Here is a 19,371-nt window from a genome sequence, read left to right on the forward strand (position 1 = left end):
ATGTCCGAAGCCTCAATTGCTGCCCAGCGTATAGAGCAACTGCGTGCCGAACTGGATGGCCATAATTACCGCTATTACGTACTCGATGAGCCAAGTGTTCCCGATGCCGAGTACGACCGTCTGTTTCGTGAATTGCAGGCGCTGGAAGCTGAACACCCGCAACTGGTGACGGCTGAATCACCGACCCAGCGCGTTGGTGGTGAGACGCTGGCGGCCTTTGGTGAAGTGCGCCATGAAGTGCCCATGCTCAGCCTGGGCAACGCCTTTGAGGAGGAGGACCTGCTGGCCTTCGACCGTAGCGTGCAGAGTGGCCTCGGGCTTGCGGGCGACCTGTTTGGTGGTGGTGTTGAGGTCGAATACAGCTGCGAACCCAAGCTCGACGGCCTGGCCGTCAGCCTGCGCTACGAGAATGGCCAATTGGTGCGTGGCGCGACCCGGGGTGACGGTAGCACCGGTGAGGACATCAGCAGCAACGTGCGCACCATTCGCAACGTGCCGCTCAAGCTGCAAGGCGAAGGTTGGCCGCAGGTGCTGGAGGTGCGCGGCGAAGTGTTTATGCCCAAGTCCGGCTTTGAGGAACTTAACGCGCGTCAGGCCGAGAGCGGCGGCAAGACCTTCGCCAATCCGCGCAATGCGGCAGCCGGCAGCCTGCGTCAGCTCGACCCGAAAATCACTGCCAGCCGTCCGCTGGAGTTCTGCTGCTACGGCGTTGGCCAGGTCAGTGGCGAGTTGCCGGCGACTCAGGTGGGCATGCTGGAGCAGCTCAAGGCCTGGGGCATTCCCATCAGCCGTGAACTGAAGCTGGCTAAAGGCGTACAGGCCTGCCTCGACTATTACCGCGATATTGGCGAGCGCCGTATGGGCCTGCCCTATGACATTGATGGCGTGGTGTTCAAGGTCAACACCATCGAGGACCAACAGCAGCTGGGGTTTCGCGCACGCACGCCGCACTGGGCGATCGCTCACAAATTTCCGGCGCAGGAAGAGCTGACCGAACTGCTGGATGTCGAGTTCCAGGTTGGCCGTACCGGCGCGGTCACGCCAGTCGCGCGGCTCAAGCCCGTCAAGGTGGCCGGCGTGATGGTGGCCAATGCCACACTGCACAACATGGATGAGGTGGCGCGTCTGGGCGTGAAAATCGGCGATACGGTGATCGTGCGCCGCGCCGGTGATGTGATCCCGCAGGTCATGGCCGTGGTGCCCGAGCGCCGTCCTGCCGATGCCCGTGACGTGCAGATTCCGGAAAACTGCCCGGTGTGTGGCTCCCACGTTGAACGCACCCAATTGGTCAAACGCAGCAAAGGCAAGGAAACCTTCAGTGAAGGCTCGGTGTACCGCTGCGTCGGGCGTCTGGCCTGTGCGGCCCAGCTCAAGCAGGCAATCATTCACTTTGTTTCACGCCGGGCCATGGATATCGAAGGCCTGGGTGACAAGACCATTGAGCAGTTGGTCGATGAGCAACTGATCGCCTCACCGGCCGATCTGTACAAACTGAAATATGACCAGATCATCAATCTGGAAGGCTTTGCCGAGGTGTCCAGCAACAAGTTGCTGCAGGCCATCGAGGACAGTAAGCGGCCGACTCTGGCGCGCTTTATCTACGCTCTGGGCATTCCCGATGTAGGTGAGGAAACCGCCAAGGTACTGGCCCGTGCACTGGCGTCTTTGGCGCGTGTGCAGCAGGCGCTGCCGGAGGTGCTGACCTATCTGCCGGATGTCGGTCTGGAAGTGGCGCATGAGATTCACAGCTTCTTCGCCGATGAGCATAACCAGCAGGTGATCAGTGCTTTATTGGGCGAGTGTGGCCTTGAGCTGCAGGAGCAAGGCGAGCTGAGTGCCGAGTTCAGTGCCAGCGCCACCCTGGCCGGGATGCTCGACAAATTGAATATCCCCTCTGTAGGGCCGGGCGGGGCACAGAAACTGGCCGACAGGTTTGTCACGCTGGACGCGGTATTGGCGGCGGACTGGCTGGATATGCGCCAGACCCTGGCAGAGAAGCAGGCCAACGCGGTGCGTGAGTTTTTCGCGGTCACGGCCAATGCCGAGCGTGCCCGAGCCATCGAAGCGCAGCTGCGGGATTTTGGCATGCACTGGCACTGCGAGAAGAAGGTTATCGAGGGTTTGCCTCTGGCAGGACAGACCTGGGTGCTGACCGGTACGCTGGAAGTGATGAGCCGCGATGTGGCCAAGGAAAAGCTGGAAAGCCTGGGGGCCAAGGTGGCGGGTTCGGTATCAGCCAAGACCAGTTGCGTAGTCGCGGGGCCGGGGGCAGGCTCGAAGTTGGCGAAAGCCAGTGAGCTGGGCGTGAGAGTGATTGACGAGGCGCAGTTTCTGTCAGCCTTGGCGGGCTTCGGCCTCTGACTTCAAACGGCCCCCGAGCGTTGCCTGGGGGCCGTCAGGCAACTTAGTTACCGGTTACGTTCACGCAGGTTTCGCCGAAGAACGGGTAGAAGCCTTTGGTGTGGTAATCAGCGGTAGCGATAGTGCCGATGTTGCCATTGGCCTTGGCGGCAGCAATGGAGGCGTCGCCTTTGTTGATCAGACCGATGATGGTGGTGGCGCAAGCGGTACCGGTTTTGTTGCCGGAAGCGGTGGTCGCAGTGATCGGACCTTTGACGTCGGTGATCAGGCCAACGCTGACTGGCGACAGGCCAGAGGCGCAACCGCTAAGCAGGGTAACCAGGCCGGCAGCCAGAGCAATTTTCTTCAACATGGGTGTATTCCTTTTTGCTTATCCGTAAGAAGCCTTACCCATCCAGGTAAAGCGCTTGAACACCCTAAAACAGCATCAAGGCAATAACAACCTCGCGTGCTGTTTTTCAAACCGGTTTCAAATTTGTGAAATCTTTCTGTGGCTTTTCTACGCAGGGCTGTTCTCGGTGGTTATTGCAGCCTCGGTATGGCAACGAAGGCAACTGAGGTAAGCACCGCCAGACCAATTGGTTAGTCGCCGCGGTATTCGCAACCGCTGGTGCAGGTTTCATGGATGCGAATACGCGACAGCTCAGGCAGCAGTGGTTTGAGTTGCTGCCAGATCCACTTGGCCAGCACTTCACTGGTGGGGTTTTCCAGGCCGCTGATGTCGTTCAGGTAGTTATGGTCGAGTTGCTCGTAGATCGGCTTGAAAATGGCCTTGATCTCGGAGAAGTCGCGAATCCAGCCGGTATAGGGGTCCACTTCGCCCTCGATATACACCGCCACCTTGAAGGAGTGGCCGTGCAGGCGCCCACATTTGTGGCCTTGCGGGACGTGAGGCAGGCGGTGCGCTGCCTCGAACATAAATTCTTTGAACAATTCCACGGTCTTTCTCTCGGCTAACAGCACGCTTGGCAAGGTGCGGATATTACCAGTTCAAGGGCTGTTAACCGAGTAGTACAGCGGATTGGATACAATTTATGGCTGATTGCGTTCCAGTCGATAGATGCTGACCGTCTCGTAGACCGCTTTTCTCAGGCGATTAATCCCGCCGATCGGCCGGTGTTCGGGCAGCGCATGCCAGGGGTTGAAAGACAGGTTGTCGCAGAACAGGTTCTGTTCACGGCTGTCGAAATCCTGGGCTGGCACCTTGATGGTGGCGACTGTCTCGAAGGGTGAAATGGCTTCGCTCCACTCCACGCTAGGGTCTTCGATGGGCATGTAGTAATCGGCGTTCTGCCGTTGTACCTGCAGGGCAAAGCAGGCAGGCACACGGTCCAGCGACAACTGCTGATACAGCGCATTGCGCAGGAAGTTCGGCAGGTCCTGGTTCTGTTCAGGCAACTGATATTGCGGGCAGGCTTCTGGTTGCGGAATGACCCGGTACTTGATGTTGTGTTCGCCTAACTTGAACGGTGCGATGGAGTTGTAGGTGGTCGCCACCGGAGTTTCCGGAGCTGGAGACAGCGTCTTCAGCGCAATGATCAGGTGGCGGATTTCCCAGGTGCTGGGGTTCCAGCTGGGGAAAAACGCCAAGACCTTCTTGCCGTCAGCCTGGGCAGCGAAATTGCTCTTGTACTCGGCCACATCACGCACGAAAAAGGCCGGGTGGTTGAACATCACGAAGTCCTGCTCAAGGGCATGCTGCGGACTGTGCGTGAGTTTTTCACCGGGCACATCCAGCAGTTTGATCGCCATGCCGCGCGCGTCACGGGCTCGGTCGAACTGCGGGTAGGCATTGCCGTTGGACAGGCGTATCCAGGCTTGCCAGGTCTTGCCCGGCTCGCTGAGCACGCCACGTTGCAGGCTGCTGTCCAGACCGGCGCTGACGGTGACTTCGGCTTTCATGCAGCCATGCGCCTTGGCGTGCGCATCACGCAGTACCCGGGTGTTGTCGCGGTGTTGTTCAACCACGCGGATGGCGTCTTCGATGATGCTTTGAGTCAGTGCGGCTTCATCAGCGGGAATCTGTTCCTCACTGGCTACCGGGCCGGAGAACTTCCAGCCGTAGTAAGCCGAACCGATAGCCCAGCCGCCCAGGCCGATGGCCAGCAAGAGCAACAGCAGTTTGCCAAGTACGCGGCCAAGCCAGAGCCAGAGTCGTTTGAGCATGGGTCAATTCCTTTGAGTGGTTCTTGTTGGGCACGTATTTCAGTTCTGGCACGCAGGACCTGGCGTCCAGGGCTTGGCCTCGACGGGTTGCAGTTGCTCTTCCAGAGCGGGGTTGCCGAGCACCTTGAGGTATTCGATCAACGCCCAGCGTTCTTCCGGCTGCAAGGCACGACCGATTACACCGTCCTCGCGGCAGCCGGCGCGGAATTCGTGGCCACGGTTGCTGTTGCCGGTGACCTGGGTGTCAAACAGAAAGCCGCCGGTGAATTTTTCGCTCTGGTAGCCGATCTGCTTGGGGTTGTACTCGAAGTTGCCCACCCAGAACTGGGACTGGCGCTCCGCTACCGGTGACAGCAACTGGAACAGGGTGGGTACTGAACCGTTGTGCAAGAAGGGCGGGGTAGCCCAAATTCCGTCCAGCGGGCGTGCCTTGTAGCCACGTTTTTCCTGTACACCGATGGGTAGGTTGAAACCATCCATGGTGCCGCGCTCGGGTTGTGTGATGCCGGCATCCTGATACGCGCGGTTCTCCACGTAGGCGGTGACGTAGGCCAGTGCCTTGGCGCTGGAGATGCTGCGCATGTCGATGTCATCCAGCTTGGCGCCAAACAGACGTACATCGAGTTTACTCAGCTCGGCTTTGGTCCAGCCCAGTTTGCTGATATCGAAACGGTGGTCGGCAATATTGTCTGCGGTGGTGGGGTCAGTGCCGACGATCGAGGTGGGCACCACACGCATCCGCCATTCCGGATCGCGTGCAGGGGCATAGCTGTCCTGGGGCGTTTTCGGGTCAGGCGCATGGCAGTAGGCGCAGTTCTCGGCGAACAGCGCACGGCCGCGGCTGGCCAGCGGCAGGTCGACCTTGCCAAACACGGCTTCTGGCCAGGTGGGCGGCTGCAGTTTCTTCAGCGTTTCTTCCAGGGTGAACAGATCACGCAGGCGCACGCTGGAGGCATAGCGCTCGGCTTCCGCCACTGGATGGCCATCAGCCTTGAGCAGGCGCAGGGTCGCACCCACGCCCAGTGCTTCACCCACATTGCGAGCCATGGGCTGCATGGCTGAACCGTTCCACTGCACCCAGTCGAATTTCCAGATATCCCAGACCTGCGGATAGCTCACCGGGGCATTGGCAACGCGGTAGTTGCTCGGGTCGATGGCATCACCAAAGACGCTGTTGGCGATGCGGCCGAAGGCATCGGTGCGGCCGAAGCCTTCTTCGGTGGGGTAGAGACCGCGATGCCAGTCATTGAATGCTGTGCCGAGCAGGCGATCGAGCACCACCTTGAAATCACGACGCAGCTGCGCCTTGTGGCTGGTGTATTCATCGCCCAGTATCTGTTGAGCGAAGCGGCGGAATTTCAGTGGGTTGTAGTAGGTGAAAGCCATACTCATGCCGAGCGCCTGGCCAAAGCTGCCGCCACGTACTGTGGGCACGGTGGAAGCCAGCGAGTGCAGGGCAGCGCCCCCATCGATGCGTACCGCCTGACCTTGATAGCGCAGCTCGCCGGTGTGGCAGGCCGCGCAGCTGATATCCAGGTAGTGCTCGCCGCTCTCGGCATCGGCGTGGCGGGCAAAACCGACGGGCAGGTTGGCAGGGTTCAGCGCTGTCGGTTGCTGTTGTGGCTCAACCAGGAAACCGAACCGCGCCAGGTATTCCGGCGTAGCGAATTTGTTGCTGCTGAACGGTAGTTCCAGGGCGCTGAACCATTCATAGCGCAGGCCTTTCACCTGGGTGCCCTGGGGGGTGTAGTAATAGGTCTGGCGATCTTCGGCCGACCATTGATCAAGGTAATGCAGTTTGTCGGGCTGCTTATAGAGCGGAAGGTTGGGGTTGGCGATGAAGTACAGGGCAATCAGCAGCCCTAAGGCCAGCAACAACAGAAGCCCATACAGGGCCCGACGGAGAATGCGCATCGATACTTCCTTGTGGCGTTTATTATTTGTTCGATTTATGCCAACTGCCGTTGATTATGGCAAGCAGCCATTACTGAACAGTTGCGTGAATTTCCCTTTTACTGCGCCGTAAAGTGCGGTTTATTCAGGCACACCCACTCAGGAGTGAGCGTATGCATCCCTTTGACGCCTCGCAGCCACCCAGGCTGGCCTTACTGCTTGGTTATGCCGGGCTCGTGCCTTTTGTCAGCGCCGCGCTGGCTATCTGGGTGGTGCCGGAGGGCTGGCGACCATTGGTGCTGGCAGCGCTGCTGGATTACGCCGCGGTGATTCTGGCTTTTATGGGGGCGATCCACTGGGGCCTGGCCATGCGTGCTCAGGATGCGGGGCAGCCTGCGCAGTTGCAGCTGGGATTTTCGGTTGTGCCGCCATTGCTGGGCTGGCTGGCGATCAGCGGAGGTATGCCCAGCAGTCTGGCCTTAGCGTTATGTTTAATCGCGTTTGCTGGCCTGTATGGCGCAGATTTGCGTGCAGTCAAACTTGGGCTGGCGCCGCAGTGGTATCCACGCTTGCGGCGTCCACTGACGATTGTGGTGTGCCTGAGCTTATTGCTGGCCTGGGCCAGCGTGCTGATGGGGTGAACCTAACCACTGGGCGACTGTCGTGAGTGTCTGTTCGCGGCGTTCGCGCCAGTCGCCCTTGATGCACTGCAATGGCTGTTGGTGTTGGCGCAACCAGCCTGCGCACTGTTCATAGAAGGCCACACGCTGAGCCAGCTCCGGCTGGCAACGCTGGCCATCATCGACCCAGGGCACGCCGCGAGGATCAAGCAGCAGGTGCAGGTGATAGTCACGTGCCAAGAGCGCCTGTTCGATCCATGCCGGGCAATCCCCAAACAGCGTCTGACTCCAGAGCATGTTGCTGAGCAGGTGGGTATCGAGTATCAGCAGCTCAGGGGCGGCTGCTCGGGCTTGATCTTCCCAGTCCAGTTGCCCCCGGGCGATGCGGCTGATATCGGCATAGCAGGTGTCGCGCTGTTGCTGATCGATAAAGTGGCGCACGTACTCGCCCACCAGTACGCCGCCAAAAGTGCTTTGAATGGCGTCGGCTAGCCAGCTTTTACCGCTGGATTCCGGCCCAGTCAGCACCAGTACTTTCATGCGCTGACCAGCGCGCGGTCGCGCCGCCAGGTCAACCAGCCGTGAAACGCCAGCAGGGTAAACACCCCATACAGCGCTGCTGTGGGGTACAGGCCCTGCTGCAGAAATAGCGCAACAAAGAGTAGATCCAGCGCTACCCACAGCGGCCAGCATTCAAGCCGCTTCTGCGCCATCCACACCTGGGCGACCAGGCTGAAGGCACTCAGGGCTGCATCCTGCCAGGGGGCGGCTGCATCGGTGAAGGTAGCCATCAGGTAACCCAGCGCGATGGCGCCCAGACTGCCCGCCGCGAGGCTGAGCAACAGGCCCTGCGCGCTCAGTCGATTGACCTGCACGCCACTGTGGTTGCTGCCGCCTCGCGTCCACTGCCACCAGCCATAGCCTTGCAGCACGGCGTACACGCCTTGTAGCAGCATGTTCGAATACAGCCTGCCGTCATAGAAAATCCAGGCATACATCAGCACCATCAGCAGACCGAGCGGCCAGCACCAGCGATTCTGTCGTACGGTCAGCCAGACGGCCCATACACCAAGGGCTGAGGCTAGGATTTCCAGGGGTGACATAGAACACCAACAGACGATGGAGGCGGAGGGGCGACGATTGTAACCATTCACCCAACGTTCGTCTTGGCAGGGCAGATGGCCATTCGCTATGGCATTGCCGATATACTCGGCACCCCATCAGGAGAGCAACGTGTGTTGAAGTCGGTTTTGCATTGGGTCAGCGCAGCCTGTTTGCTGACGCTGAGCGTATTAGCCATGGCAGCCCCGGCCGGGCCAACTGCTGCGCGCTCACCGGCTTCAGTGGTGTTTCTCAATCCGGGTTATACCGACGAGCCTTTCTGGGTGGGCTACACCGAATTCATGCAGGCTGCAGCGACTGATCTGGGTATGCAACTCACCGTGATCAATGGTGAGCGCGACCACCGTTTGCTGTTGCAGCGTGCCCGTGAGTTGCTGGAAAAGGGCCCGTTGCCGGACTACCTGCTGTTCGTCAACGAGATGTACACCGCGCCGGAATTGCTAAGGATGTTCGCCAATAGCCCGGTCAAGCTGTTCTCCCTGCACAGCACCCTGACGCCCGAGCAGCAGCAGATTGTCGGTCGTTCGCGCGAGCATTATCGCAACTGGATTGGCAGCTTGATCCCCAACGATGAGCAAGCCGGTTACTGGATGGCGCAGGGGCTTATCGCACGTCTGAAGGGTAAGCCGGGCACGTTGCTGGCGTTTGCGGGCCTGCGCAATACGCCATCATCTTCGCTGCGTGAAGAAGGCTTGCGCCGTGCTCTGGCTGAACACCCGCAAGTTAGGCTGCAAAGCCTGGTGTACGGAGAGTGGAAGCGTAAGCGCGCCTATGAGCAGGCACAGCTGCTGTTACCGCGCTATCCCGAGACTCAACTGATCTGGTCGGCCAATGATGAAATGGCCTTTGGCGTAATGCAGGCGGCGCAGGAAATGGGCCGGCAGCCAAACAAGGACATCTTCCTGTCGGCCCTGAACAACTCCGATGAGGTGTTGCAGGCTCGGATCGACAACCAGTTGTGGGTGCTGGTCGGCGGACATTTCACTTTGGGCGGCTGGGCCATGGTGATGTTGCATGACTACCATGCCGGACTGGACTTTGCCGAGCGCGGCGGTAAGGACCGCGTCGATAAGCTGTTCACCCCGTTGGATGCCAGACAGGCCGCCTACCTGAAAAAACGCCTCAAGGTTGAGGGCTTCGGCCTGGATTTCCGCCAGTTCAGCGCCGTCTATCATCCAGAGATACGCGACTATGGTTTCTCAGTAGCGCCTCTGCTGCAGTGAGTCAGACACCGGCCAGGTGCAGCACCAGTTTGACCACGCCAAAGATCGTCAACACAAACACCGCCGTAAACAGCACGCCCAGAATGATGAAGTGACTGGGCTTGCCTCGCGAAAAATCACGTGCCCGATTTTTCCCACTCTGCACACCCAGTGCCGCGCTCAGCACGCTTTGCAGCATTTCCCAGAGCGTCAGCGGTTTGTTTTCTTCATCGTTCATCGAGCTCTCCTGTTATGGCGTCCACAGCCAGCCTGTCTGCTTAGTAAAGCTCAAGCAGCAGGCAGTTGTTTGCCTTGGAAACGACTCCTGCTGAAACCGCGCGAGCGCCACACCCGAGGCTGGGGCTTCATCTACTTAACGGGGCATTTGTGTTTACCGCGATATTCACTGAACCCAAGACCCTCTGCAGCGCTTCTATTTCGCTTCGGTAACGATGCGTCGTGGTCGTTGCAGCAATTCTCCGCTGCAGTTCGGGCAACGCCCGTGCAATGTGTTGTCGACGCAGTCGCGGCAAAAGGTGCACTCGTATGAGCAGATAAATGCGTCTTGGCTGTCGGCCGGCAGGCCTCGATTACAGCATTCGCACTGGGGACGTAATTCCAGCATGTCTTGGCTCCTTGGTTGGGCGGATTAAGCAAAACGCTCGACATATTCCTGAGGGCTGACGCCCAAGTGTTTGTGAAAGCTGCGGCGCAGGTTCTCCGGGTGGTTAAAGCCGCTTAAACGCGCCACCGTGCTGATTGAGGCCTGCGCGTTCTGCAGCAGGCTGCGCGCCGCTTCCAGGCGTACGATTTCCACATAGCGACCCGGGCCCATACCCAGCTCCTGATTAAAGGTTCTCGATAACGTGCGCGGCGTCATGTTGGCTTGCGCCGCCAGCACCGCCAGCGACAGGTCTTCATGCAGGTGCAGTGGTATCCATTCCAGCAGGTTGGCCAGGCGCGGCACTCGACTCGGCTCCGGGGTCAGCAGGGCACTGAACTGCGCTTGCCCGCCAGGGCGACGCAGAAACAGCACCAGGCGTTTGGCCACGGCCAAGGCAAGCGGGCGACCGAGGTCGGCCTCAACCAATGCCAGTGCCAGATCAATCCCGGCTGTAACCCCTGCCGAGGTGAAGATATGGCCATTACCGCCTGGGTCTTGCGCGTCGTAGGTGTGCAGGCAATCAGCGCTGATTTCTACCTGCGGATATTCCAGGCGCAGACAGTCGAGGTCCGCCCAGTGAGTGGTGGCGCGCCGCCCATCGAGCAGGCCGGCGGCCGCGAGAATCAGCGCGCCTGAACAGATTGAGCCCACGCGCCTGATCTGCGGCGCTGCGCTGCGTAACCAGGCCAGCAATTCAAGGTTGTGGCACTGCACCTTGTCACCTTGGCCGCCAGGGATCAGCAACGTATCGATATGCGCAGTATCTACGTCGCTCCAGGCCTGTTCGGCAACCAGCTGAAAACCGGCGGAGGTGGGCATTGCCACCGCCTGTTGGCCGAGCACCAGCAGACGATAAGCGGCGGGCAGGCCCTGGCGCTGGCGTTCGTCATTGGCAGAGGCGAACACCTGCAATGGACCGGTCAGGTCCAAACTCATGACATGCGGATAAAGCAGGCAGGCGATGGTTCGTGGAGCATCCATGGCGGCGTCTCGATAAACGATGGATGCAGTCTGCGCTTAACGAGTAATTGGCAACAAGGACAATAAACCCACAGATATTGCCAGTGTGGCGGCGGGGCGGGAAAGCAGGGCTCTGACAAGAGGGGCCAATCGGCAGCTCAGAGCCCTTGTTGCAGCAGCCGATTACTCCGGCATGCTCCATGGTTCCAGGGTGAAACCTTGCTGACTGAGTTGTTCACGGGACTGTTTGAGCAGGTCGGCAAATTGCACCGGATCGCTGTAGATGGTGCTGGACAGTTGTGTGCGACCGAGCAGGCGAGTGCTGGTGCGGTCGATCACACTGAGGCTAAGGTTGCCAGTGCCATCTTGCGGGGCCCAGGCGACGCATTGAAAAGGTTGAAAGGCGCGGTCAGCAATCAGCAGGGCTTCGTTAAAACGCAGCGGTGCGTTCATGGGGTCGGTTTCTCCGAGGTGATCCCAAATACACAAGGGCAAACGGTTAACTCACGCTTGCCAGTCATAGCTGTTGATGAGCGAAGCTGACCGTTAAGTCACATGAAGGCCGAAAAATGTAAAAAAATGTCCGTTAAATCACTGTTTTATTGATGCAAACAGAGAAACAGGGCGAGGTGAGGGCGTTTAGCTGCGTTCACGCCCTTTGCAGACGCTCAGCAATTGCTGCAAGTAAGCGGCGACATAGCGCTGGAAGCCGCGATCATCCCAGTAACCCAGATGGCTCAATGGTGTATGTCGCTTGTACCAGGGGCCAACGGGCATGGCGCGATCCTCAGCCACAACAGCGGCGTAATTGGGCAGTGGCCGTAGTGGGTAACCGAGTGGATCAGCAGGAGCATAGAGGTTGAGCCAACGCGCCTGCTCGGTGACGGCCAGGGGCAGGCACTGGCCGGGAAAACGGATGGGCACCACAGGGTCATAGGCGAAGGTGAAGAGCGGGATGTTGCAGCCAAAGGTAATCAGCCCACTGAGGGTTTCCAAGGCCAGAAAGGGGTCGAGTGGGCAGCTTTCGACTTGATTGATGCGCTGTTGATCCCAGACGAAGTTGGAAAAGATATGCCCGCCCAGCGAATGGGCTAGCACCACCAGCGGCGTGTCGGCATCGACCTTGGCACGCAGGGCGTTGAGGCCGCTGCGCAGGGATTGATGCACTTCTTCGTAAGTGGTGTCGTAAGCCTGACTGACTTTGCGGTAGCCGCTGGCATCCCCAAGAAACAGCGTGACGATGCGCCGTAACCAGCGCCAGCGCACGGGCTGATCGCGCAACTTCTCCAGGAAGGCCAGTTGGCGCTTGTCCAGCACGCTGGCCCAGTACAGTGACTGAAAGGCAACCTGGTCGGCATCTGCCCCAAGGCGTTGGCGTAAACCCGCGATCAGGCTCTGGGCAAAACTGTGTTGCCCTTCGGCGTCGCGGCTGTCCGGTTGTGTACCGATGCCGTGGATGATGGCGACTGCAAGTTTCATTCTGCCGATCCCTGGTTATTGCGCTGTGGCCACTACCTTCTGGCCCGTCCTGTTCAAAGTGCTTGCATGTGCTCGTGCAGGCGGCCGCTGTCCACCAGTTCGAGAAACTCGTCGCCCAGACGCTGGCTTTCGCTCATAGCAGTGCGCCAGTAGCGCTCACGGCCGGCATCATCGCCCAGGTAACGGCTGAAGTCCTTGCGATCCGGCAGTTTGCCATGGGGCAGACGCGCCAGGTACTCACGCGAGGGTGCCAGCAGTAGAACATCCTGCAACCGACCGCTGTCGCCACGCCGCCAGGGCATACCCTTGTCGAACCAGCCGGGGATGACCTTATCGGTAAAGTGTGGGTAGAGCACGATATCGCTACCGCTGTACGGCAGGTCGAGGTGGTAGTCGAGCAGGCCGCCATCGCGGTAGGTGCCGGGGCCCGCACCAGGGATATCGCGCACACCTTGCATGATCATCGGAATCGAGCCCGAGGCCAGCAAGGCATGACGCAGATTGCCGCTGTCGAGTTGCAGGTAGCGCGAGGGAAAATCGCTGAGCGTTCCCAAGGGCGGTGCCAGGCGGGCATCATGCAGAATCACCCGTTCGAAGTGCTTGGCTAAACGCAGGCGGCCCAGCAGGTTGCTGCCGATCACTGAAGACAGGCCCAAACCGAGTGCGCCGCGATGGTCGTGCTGCAGCAGACCATGGCTTTTCACCACGACGATATTCAAGCGGTAATGCGGGTTACTGAGGATATTGGCGTCGTCGTTGCCCAGCAGCTGTTCCAGCATCAGGCTGCAGCTACTCGACACCTGCGCCATGCTTACGCCTTTGGCAAAGCGCTGCGAGGTATACAGCTCGCCGAGCCGGCGAATGCCGGCCGCTGCATCCGGTAAACAGGCGCTGGCAAACCGCCAGGAACCGATCGACGCACCGATCAGCGAACGCTCGCGAGGCGCACGTTGTAGCCAGTCGCCGAACAGGGCCAGATCCAACCCTTGAATCCCCAGCGCCTTCGGCCCACCCGCAGCGCCTGGCAGGATGCCGACATCGGCTGGCTGCAGGCCTTGCTCGCGAATCCTCGCGAAGGCGCGTCTACCGGCTTTTATTGTCAGAGCAGGGGACTTGATTAATATCGCACTCATGCTGGCCTCCATCGCGCAAGCCAGCGATTATAGAGCCCTGAATGGGCAGGCCAAGTGACTTCAGCGTGTGAATGATGGGGGGCATGGATCGGGATAAATCAGCTTTTGTGCAATGCCTTAAGCAAATTCAGCTTGAGTTAAGTCGTGTGCAGTAATTTGGGCTCCGTCGAAAGCCAACTCCATAAGGAAATTGAACATGAAAACACTGACTGCTGTATTTGCCGCTGCTGCCCTGACCCTGACTGCCGGTCTGGCCCAAGCCCGTGACCTGGGCCCGGATGAGGCGCTCAAACTGCGTGACGCCGGCACCATCCAGTCCTTCGAAAAACTCAACGCAGCTGCTCTGGCGCTGCACCCGGGTGGCAAGACTGAAGACACCGAGCTGGAAGAAGAGTACGGCCGCTACATCTATCAGGTTGAAATCCGTGACGCCCAGGGCGTGCAGTGGGATGTCGAACTGGATGCCACTAACGCACAAGTCCTGAAGAACCAACGAGACGATTGATGAACAACACGGCCCGGGCCATACGTCCACTCCTGATCGGCCTGCTGCTGACCCTCGCGTTCAGCAGCAGCGCCCGCGACCTGGATCAGGATGAAGCATTACGCTTGCGGCGCGAGGGGCTGATTCTGCCCCTCGAACAGCTGATGCAGGTGGCGTTGCAGCGTCATCCCGGTGCCGTGCTGCTGGAAGTCGAACTTGAGGAAGAAGACGGTGTGCTGGTCTACGAAGTTGAACTGGTGACTGCGCAAGGCATTGTGCGCGAGCTGGAGTTGCACGCCAGCACCGGTGAAGTGCTCAAGGACGAGGTGGAAGACTGATGCGCCTGCTGCTGGTGGAAGACCATGTGCCCCTGGCCGATGAGCTGCTGGCCGGTTTGACCCGTCAAGGCTATGCCGTTGACTGGTTGGCCGACGGTCGTGACGCAGCCTACCAGGGCGCGACCGAACCCTATGACCTGATCATTCTCGACCTCGGCTTGCCTGGCAAACCGGGGCTGGAGGTGTTGCAGGAATGGCGTGCAGGCGGCCTCAGTACAACGGTATTGATTCTTACGGCGCGGGGCTCCTGGGCCGAGCGCATTGAAGGCCTCAAGGCCGGTGCGGATGACTACCTGAGCAAGCCGTTTCACCCGGAAGAACTGCAACTGCGCATCCAGTCACTGCTGCGCCGCGCCCGTGGGCTGGCCAACCAGCCACTATTGGAAGCGGCGGGCCTGCAGTTGGACGAAAGTCGACAAACCGTCAGCCGTAACGACCAGGAAGTGCAACTGACCGCCGCGGAGTTTCGCCTGCTGCGTTATTTCATGCTGCATGCCGGGCAACTGCTGTCGAAGAGTCATTTGGCCGAGCACCTGTATGACGGTGAAAGCGAGCGCGATTCGAACGTCATCGAAGTGCACGTCAATCACCTGCGCCGAAAGCTGGGGCGCGAAATCATCGAGACCCGCCGTGGCCAAGGCTACCGCTTCAGCGGGGATGCTGTTTGAAATCGATCCAGCGGCGCCTGAGCCTGGGCCTGGTCAGCGCACTGCTGGTCATCGGCCTGTTACTGGCACAGAGCAGCCTTTGGCTGTTTGATCGCAGCCTGCGCAGCTATATCCAAACCACTCTGCAGGATGAAGCACAGACCCTGTTGGGCGCTTTTGTGCGCGGGCCCAAGGGCTTGCAGCTGGATGATCGGCGCCTGAGCGCAGCGTACAAGCGGCCATATTCAGGGCTGTATTTTCGCATCGACTTTGCCGAGCAGACCTGGCGCTCACGATCATTGTGGGATCGCGACCTGCAACGTGTTGAACAACCGGGTTTGCAGGCTGATTTAGGTGACGGGCCGCAGGGCCAGCTGTGGTTGATCTACCGCGCCGACTATCAGCGGTTTGGCCAGCAGATCGTGATTCAGGTGGCGCGCGATTACACCCCGATCCTCAACAGTTTCAACCAGGTGCAGAAGGTCATTCTCGGCCTGGGCATCAGCGCGCTGATTCTGATTCTGCTGCTGCAACGCCTGATTGTCGGCCGCGCCCTGCGCCCGCTGGAGCGAACGCGGCAACAGATCATGCAGTTGCAGCAAGGTCAGCGCAGCCAGCTGGATCAGCAGGTACCGCTGGAGCTGGAGCCGCTGGTGGCACAGATCAACCACCTGCTGAGCCATACCGAAGACACCCTGAAACGCTCACGCAATGCGTTGGGTAACCTGGGGCATGCACTGAAAACCCCATTGGCGGTGCTGGTCAGTCTTGCCGGTCGGGAAGAACTCAAGCAGTTGCCCGAGTTGCGCGAGAGCCTTAACGGCCAGCTGCAACAGATTGAGCAACGCATCGCCCGTGAACTGGGCCGCGCACGTCTGGCCGGTGAAGCGCTGCCGGGCGCGCATTTCGATTGTGCCAGCGAGCTGCCGGAGCTGTTTTCCACATTGGCGATGATTCACGGCAACCACCTGCAACTGGACTGGCAGGCCGCTCCGGGTCTGCGTTTGCCCTGGGACCGTGAGGACTTGCTTGAGCTGCTGGGCAATCTGCTGGATAACGCCTGCAAATGGGCTGACAGCCAAGTGCAACTGCACGTCAGCCGCGCGGGCGAGGTGTATCAGCTGAGCATTAAGGATGACGGGCCGGGCATTGAGGCGGCGCAGCGCGAGGAGGTTCTCAGTCGTGGCAGTCGTCTGGATGAGCAGGTGGCCGGACATGGCTTGGGCCTGGGCATCGTGCGCGATATCGTCGATGCCTGGGGTGGTCAGCTGCAGCTGGGGGACAGTGAGTTAGGTGGCTTGCGCGTTAGCGTGACGCTGCCGGCCAAGCGTGCCTGAAAGGCTCAGGCACGTCGTGTGGCGCACTTACATGCCGTTGGCAAAAGCCGGATTGCTCATGTCGATGCTGGCCCGCACCGGGCGCAGTGCCTCGGCGTACTTGACCAGAATATCCAGCTCATAATCGATGCGTGCATGCAGACGCTGGTCGTCTTCGCTGCTGGGCTCTGGCGTGTTCAGCACTTTCTCGACCCCCCGTACTAGCAGGTGCTCGGGCAGGTAGCACAGGCGGCAGTTCTTGTAGCTGGACGCGCGCAGCTCGCTGATCGGATAAGCCCCACCCACGCCCGAGGAGACGCCAACCAGCAGGCCCGGTTTGTGCGCCAGCTCAGCTTTGCTGGCGTAGATAAAGAAGTTTTTGATGGCTGGGCAAGCCATGCCATTCCACTCCGGGGAAATGATCACCACGGCGTCAGCGGCGGCCAGTTGCTTGCTGTAAAGCCCCCAGGGGCCGGTGTCATCAGCAGGCCACAAGGGCAGGGGAGCCAGGCCCAGATCGATCACGTTGCTCTGGGCGTCATCGATATGGCCCAACTGAATCAGGCGCTGACGCAAGAAGCGGGCAACCTTGCCCGATTGACTGTTGCTGCGGCTGGAGCCCGCGATCAGAGCGATATTGAGCATCGTGCACCTCATGCAAAGAAAAAACGCAGACTAGCGATCGCTGGTCTGCGCTACAAGGAAACAGCCGCCAGCCTGGCAGGCAAATCGTGCCAGGCGGCAATTTAGACGCGGAACTGATCCATCAGCCCTTGCTGATGATTGGCCAGTTTGTTCAGCCCCTGGCTGATCTTTGCCGACTCATCGGCCTGGCCGGAGATCGCTTCGGTGACATCACGGATCGAGGCCACGTTGCGGTTGATCTCCTCGGCCACCGAGCTCTGTTCTTCTGCGGCACTGGCGATCTGCAGGTTCATGTCGGTAATCACGCTGACGGCCTGGCTGATGCGTTGCAAGGCGGCAACGGCTTGTTCCACCTGCTCGACACTGCCCTGGGCCTGGCGATGGCTACTGTGCATGGTGCTGACCACTTCCTTGGTACCGTTTTGCAGGCCTTCGATTACCTGGCGGATTTCCTCCACCGAGTCCTGGGTGCGTTTGGCCAGGTTGCGCACTTCATCGGCTACCACGGCAAAGCCGCGGCCGGCGTCGCCTGCGCGCGCCGCTTCAATGGCGGCGTTGAGCGCCAGCAGGTTGGTCTGTTCGGCAATCGAGCGGATCACTTCAAGCACTGAGCCGATCTTCTCGCTGCTATTGGCCAGGCCTTCGACTTCCTGCATGGCCACATTCATTTCGTTGGCCAACAACTCGATAGTCGAGGTAGTCCGGCCAATCACGCTCATGCCTTCACGGCTGGCCTGGTCGGCTGTGCGTGCAGCTTCGGCGGCCTGCGCGGCGTTGTGCGCAACATCTTGCGCCGTGGCGCTCATTTCCTGGAAGGCGGTGGCTACCTGATCGACTTCGCGGTACTGCTGCTGCATGCCATCGCTGGTCTGGCTGGCAATCAGTGCCGATTGATCGGCGGTGCTACGGGCATCCTGCACGCTGCGTTTCACATCGGCGATGATCGGTTGCAGCTTATCGAGAAAGCGATTGAACCAACTGGCCAGTTCGCCCAGTTCATCCTGCTTGGCGTACTCCAGGCGGCGGGTCAGGTCACCTTCACCGCTGGCGATGTTCTTCAGCATGGCGGCTACGCCGAGAATCGGCCGGGTTACACCCAGAGCGGTCAGCCAGATCAACAGGATGCCCACAACGCCGGCGGCCAGGCCCAGGCCGAGGGAGATCGCGGTGTTGCGCGTGCCCACTTCATCCATCTGTGCTTCCAGGCGGGTGGCCGGCTCAAGCAGTACCTTCTCCGGGACTTCCAGCAAAACGCCCCAAGGCTTGGCATCCGGGATCGGCAGCAGCGGTTGCAGCACTTGCAATGCGCCGTCGTGGTGCATGACTTCGGGGCGGTTACCGGCCAGCAGGCGGATCATTTCGCTGTGCTGGTCACTGAAGGCGGCGTCCAGTTTGCCGCCCAGCAGGCTGCTGTCACGGCTGTGTCCGGCGAGCAGACCGGCAGGGCTGATGATGCTGATATGCCCGGCACCGTCAAACAGGCTCTTGTGTGCGCTGGTGCTGAGTTCTTGCAAGCTGGCCAGGCTGATGTCCACACCCAGCACGCCGATCACCTTGTCGTTCTGAATCAGCGGGAAGGCAATGCTGGTCATGAGGATTTTTACGCCAGCGGTATCGTCGATATAGGGGTCGAGCAGGCACGCCCGTTTGCTTTCACGTGGGCAGGTGTACCAGGCGTTGTAAGGGGTTCCGCTGATGCCAGGGGTTGAGTCATTGAGGCTTTCTTCCTTCATGGCCTCTGCGCTTAACTCACCTTTGTCATCCTGGGACCAGTAGATCGAGAAGCGCCCCGTGTCATTGCTGCCGAGGCTTTCCTGATCAATAAAAAGTTCATCCTTGCCGTCCAGCGCGTTGGGTTCGAACACCGCGTAAACACCCAGCAGGCTGCGGTTGGCTTCCAGTGAGCTGCGGATTTGGCGGCTGAGGTCTTCGCGTAGGTCGAAGGCGTCAAGAAAACGCTTTTCCGCCTGTTCGCGGATAAACAGCACCTGGCTGGCGGCGCCACGTCCGTACTGATAAGCGTCCATAAAGTAGCGCTGCATCTGCAGGGCCTGAGCTTCGCCGCGCGCCTCCATGCGCAGCTGTGCCGATTCCTCCAGCATTTTTGAACTGGCCTGCTTGACCAGGCTGGCACTGCGCGACGCCTGGATCATCGAGGCCGATACCAGCACTGCGACAATGGCCAGCAGGCACAAACCTGCCAACAGGGTGATTTTCAGTTGGATGGAGAGTCGGCTGAACAGCATTTTCAGGACCTTCTTTATTGCAGAGGCTTAGAGCGCCTATCGGCGGTTATGTGCATTTCTTGAAGCATTAGGTGCAGTGATAACCAGCAAATTAC

General features: G+C 59.8%; 21 protein-coding genes and 1 pseudogene. 7 read left to right on the forward strand and 15 right to left on the reverse strand.

Features of this window, described 5'->3' with window-relative positions:
• Window positions 1-2,361 carry an NAD-dependent DNA ligase LigA gene (gene ligA / locus ACSQ17_RS20520; RefSeq protein WP_436070349.1) on the forward strand — a complete coding sequence of 787 codons (2,361 nt, stop codon included), beginning with the start codon at window positions 1-3 and terminating at the stop codon, window positions 2,359-2,361.
• Between the two features lie 43 nt (window positions 2,362-2,404).
• Here ligA and ACSQ17_RS20525 read toward each other — a convergent pair whose 3' ends face one another.
• The 4 genes from ACSQ17_RS20525 to ACSQ17_RS20540 all read right to left on the reverse strand — a co-directional run bounded on the left by ACSQ17_RS20525 (window position 2,405) and on the right by ACSQ17_RS20540 (window position 6,441).
• Window positions 2,405-2,713, reverse strand: coding sequence for a TRL-like family protein (locus tag ACSQ17_RS20525; RefSeq protein WP_090253600.1), 309 nt, complete (start codon window positions 2,711-2,713; stop codon window positions 2,405-2,407).
• Window positions 2,714-2,943: 230 nt separating this feature from the next.
• On the reverse strand, window positions 2,944-3,300 hold the full coding sequence (gene queD, locus ACSQ17_RS20530; protein ID WP_436070350.1) for a 6-carboxytetrahydropterin synthase QueD: 357 nt from the start codon (window positions 3,298-3,300) through the stop codon (window positions 2,944-2,946).
• Between the two features lie 93 nt (window positions 3,301-3,393).
• On the reverse strand, window positions 3,394-4,527 hold the full coding sequence (locus ACSQ17_RS20535; RefSeq protein WP_436070351.1) for a catalase family protein: 1,134 nt from the start codon (window positions 4,525-4,527) through the stop codon (window positions 3,394-3,396).
• Window positions 4,528-4,566: 39 nt separating this feature from the next.
• The gene (locus ACSQ17_RS20540; RefSeq protein WP_436070352.1) at window positions 4,567-6,441 is read right to left on the reverse strand and encodes a di-heme-cytochrome C peroxidase; all 1,875 of its coding nucleotides are present in this window, start codon (window positions 6,439-6,441) and stop codon (window positions 4,567-4,569) included.
• Window positions 6,442-6,593: 152 nt separating this feature from the next.
• Between ACSQ17_RS20540 and ACSQ17_RS20545 the strand changes: the two genes are divergently transcribed.
• Entirely contained in the window at window positions 6,594-7,061 is a 468-nt protein-coding gene (locus tag ACSQ17_RS20545) for a DUF3429 domain-containing protein (protein WP_436070353.1), read from the forward strand.
• Here the strand turns inward: ACSQ17_RS20545 and ACSQ17_RS20550 are convergent.
• Together ACSQ17_RS20550 and pnuC are read right to left on the reverse strand one after the other, a co-directional pair.
• On the reverse strand, window positions 7,026-7,580 hold the full coding sequence (locus tag ACSQ17_RS20550; protein ID WP_436070354.1) for an AAA family ATPase: 555 nt from the start codon (window positions 7,578-7,580) through the stop codon (window positions 7,026-7,028). The two genes, ACSQ17_RS20545 and ACSQ17_RS20550, sit on opposite strands and share 36 nt — an antisense overlap.
• Entirely contained in the window at window positions 7,577-8,143 is a 567-nt protein-coding gene (gene pnuC / locus ACSQ17_RS20555) for a nicotinamide riboside transporter PnuC (RefSeq protein ID WP_436070355.1), read from the reverse strand. Before pnuC ends, ACSQ17_RS20550 begins: the two co-directional genes overlap by 4 nt.
• A gap of 195 nt (window positions 8,144-8,338) precedes the next feature.
• Here pnuC and ACSQ17_RS20560 point away from each other — a divergent pair, with 195 nt between their 5' ends.
• Window positions 8,339-9,385, forward strand: coding sequence for an ABC transporter substrate-binding protein (locus ACSQ17_RS20560; RefSeq protein ID WP_436070525.1), 1,047 nt, complete (start codon window positions 8,339-8,341; stop codon window positions 9,383-9,385).
• 1 nt (window position 9,386) lies between these two features.
• On the opposite strand, the gene ACSQ17_RS20565 is transcribed toward ACSQ17_RS20560, so the two are convergent.
• The 6 genes from ACSQ17_RS20565 to ACSQ17_RS20590 all read right to left on the reverse strand — a co-directional run bounded on the left by ACSQ17_RS20565 (window position 9,387) and on the right by ACSQ17_RS20590 (window position 13,600).
• Window positions 9,387-9,602, reverse strand: a complete 216-nt coding sequence (locus ACSQ17_RS20565; protein ID WP_233684955.1) for a DUF2970 domain-containing protein — start codon at window positions 9,600-9,602, stop codon at window positions 9,387-9,389.
• A 195-nt stretch (window positions 9,603-9,797) separates the two neighbouring features.
• Window positions 9,798-9,989, reverse strand: coding sequence for a DUF1272 domain-containing protein (locus ACSQ17_RS20570; RefSeq protein WP_436070356.1), 192 nt, complete (start codon window positions 9,987-9,989; stop codon window positions 9,798-9,800).
• A 24-nt stretch (window positions 9,990-10,013) separates the two neighbouring features.
• Complete coding sequence (locus ACSQ17_RS20575) at window positions 10,014-11,009, reverse strand: GlxA family transcriptional regulator (RefSeq protein ID WP_436070357.1); 996 nt, start codon at window positions 11,007-11,009, stop codon at window positions 10,014-10,016.
• 162 nt (window positions 11,010-11,171) lie between these two features.
• On the reverse strand, window positions 11,172-11,441 hold the full coding sequence (locus ACSQ17_RS20580; RefSeq protein WP_233684952.1) for a hypothetical protein: 270 nt from the start codon (window positions 11,439-11,441) through the stop codon (window positions 11,172-11,174).
• 186 nt (window positions 11,442-11,627) lie between these two features.
• Window positions 11,628-12,467 (reverse strand): hypothetical protein, encoded by an 840-nt coding sequence (locus ACSQ17_RS20585; protein WP_436070358.1) that lies wholly within the window; start codon window positions 12,465-12,467, stop codon window positions 11,628-11,630.
• 53 nt (window positions 12,468-12,520) lie between these two features.
• Window positions 12,521-13,600: a patatin-like phospholipase family protein gene (locus tag ACSQ17_RS20590; RefSeq protein ID WP_436070359.1), complete on the reverse strand. Its 1,080-nt coding sequence runs from the start codon at window positions 13,598-13,600 to the stop codon at window positions 12,521-12,523.
• Window positions 13,601-13,796: 196 nt separating this feature from the next.
• Here ACSQ17_RS20590 and ACSQ17_RS20595 point away from each other — a divergent pair, with 196 nt between their 5' ends.
• The 4 genes from ACSQ17_RS20595 to ACSQ17_RS20610 are packed head-to-tail and all read left to right on the forward strand — an operon-like array spanning window position 13,797 to window position 16,406.
• Complete coding sequence (locus ACSQ17_RS20595) at window positions 13,797-14,105, forward strand: PepSY domain-containing protein (RefSeq protein ID WP_233684949.1); 309 nt, start codon at window positions 13,797-13,799, stop codon at window positions 14,103-14,105.
• Window positions 14,105-14,422 carry a PepSY domain-containing protein gene (locus ACSQ17_RS20600; RefSeq protein WP_436070360.1) on the forward strand — a complete coding sequence of 106 codons (318 nt, stop codon included), beginning with the start codon at window positions 14,105-14,107 and terminating at the stop codon, window positions 14,420-14,422. The genes ACSQ17_RS20595 and ACSQ17_RS20600 overlap by 1 nt, the downstream gene beginning before the upstream one ends.
• The gene (locus ACSQ17_RS20605) at window positions 14,422-15,090 is read left to right on the forward strand and encodes a response regulator transcription factor (RefSeq protein WP_436070361.1); all 669 of its coding nucleotides are present in this window, start codon (window positions 14,422-14,424) and stop codon (window positions 15,088-15,090) included. Before ACSQ17_RS20600 ends, ACSQ17_RS20605 begins: the two co-directional genes overlap by 1 nt.
• Window positions 15,087-16,406, forward strand: coding sequence for a sensor histidine kinase (locus tag ACSQ17_RS20610; protein WP_436070362.1), 1,320 nt, complete (start codon window positions 15,087-15,089; stop codon window positions 16,404-16,406). Before ACSQ17_RS20605 ends, ACSQ17_RS20610 begins: the two co-directional genes overlap by 4 nt.
• A 27-nt stretch (window positions 16,407-16,433) precedes the next feature.
• Here the strand turns inward: ACSQ17_RS20610 and ACSQ17_RS20615 are convergent, their stop codons facing one another.
• The 3 genes and pseudogenes from ACSQ17_RS20615 to ACSQ17_RS20625 form a co-directional block, all read right to left on the reverse strand.
• Window positions 16,434-17,030 (reverse strand): NADPH-dependent FMN reductase, encoded by a 597-nt coding sequence (locus ACSQ17_RS20615; protein ID WP_436070363.1) that lies wholly within the window; start codon window positions 17,028-17,030, stop codon window positions 16,434-16,436.
• Window positions 17,031-17,131: 101 nt separating this feature from the next.
• Window positions 17,132-17,887: a methyl-accepting chemotaxis protein gene (locus ACSQ17_RS20620; protein ID WP_436070526.1), complete on the reverse strand. Its 756-nt coding sequence runs from the start codon at window positions 17,885-17,887 to the stop codon at window positions 17,132-17,134.
• 102 nt (window positions 17,888-17,989) lie between these two features.
• Window positions 17,990-19,276: pseudogene (locus tag ACSQ17_RS20625) on the reverse strand (PDC sensor domain-containing protein); the annotation flags it as partial.
• Window positions 19,277-19,371: the final 95 nt, after the last annotated feature.

Origin of the sequence: Pseudomonas sp. LjRoot71 (assembly GCF_964253255.1) — a bacterium.
Classification (GTDB): domain Bacteria; phylum Pseudomonadota; class Gammaproteobacteria; order Pseudomonadales; family Pseudomonadaceae; genus Aquipseudomonas.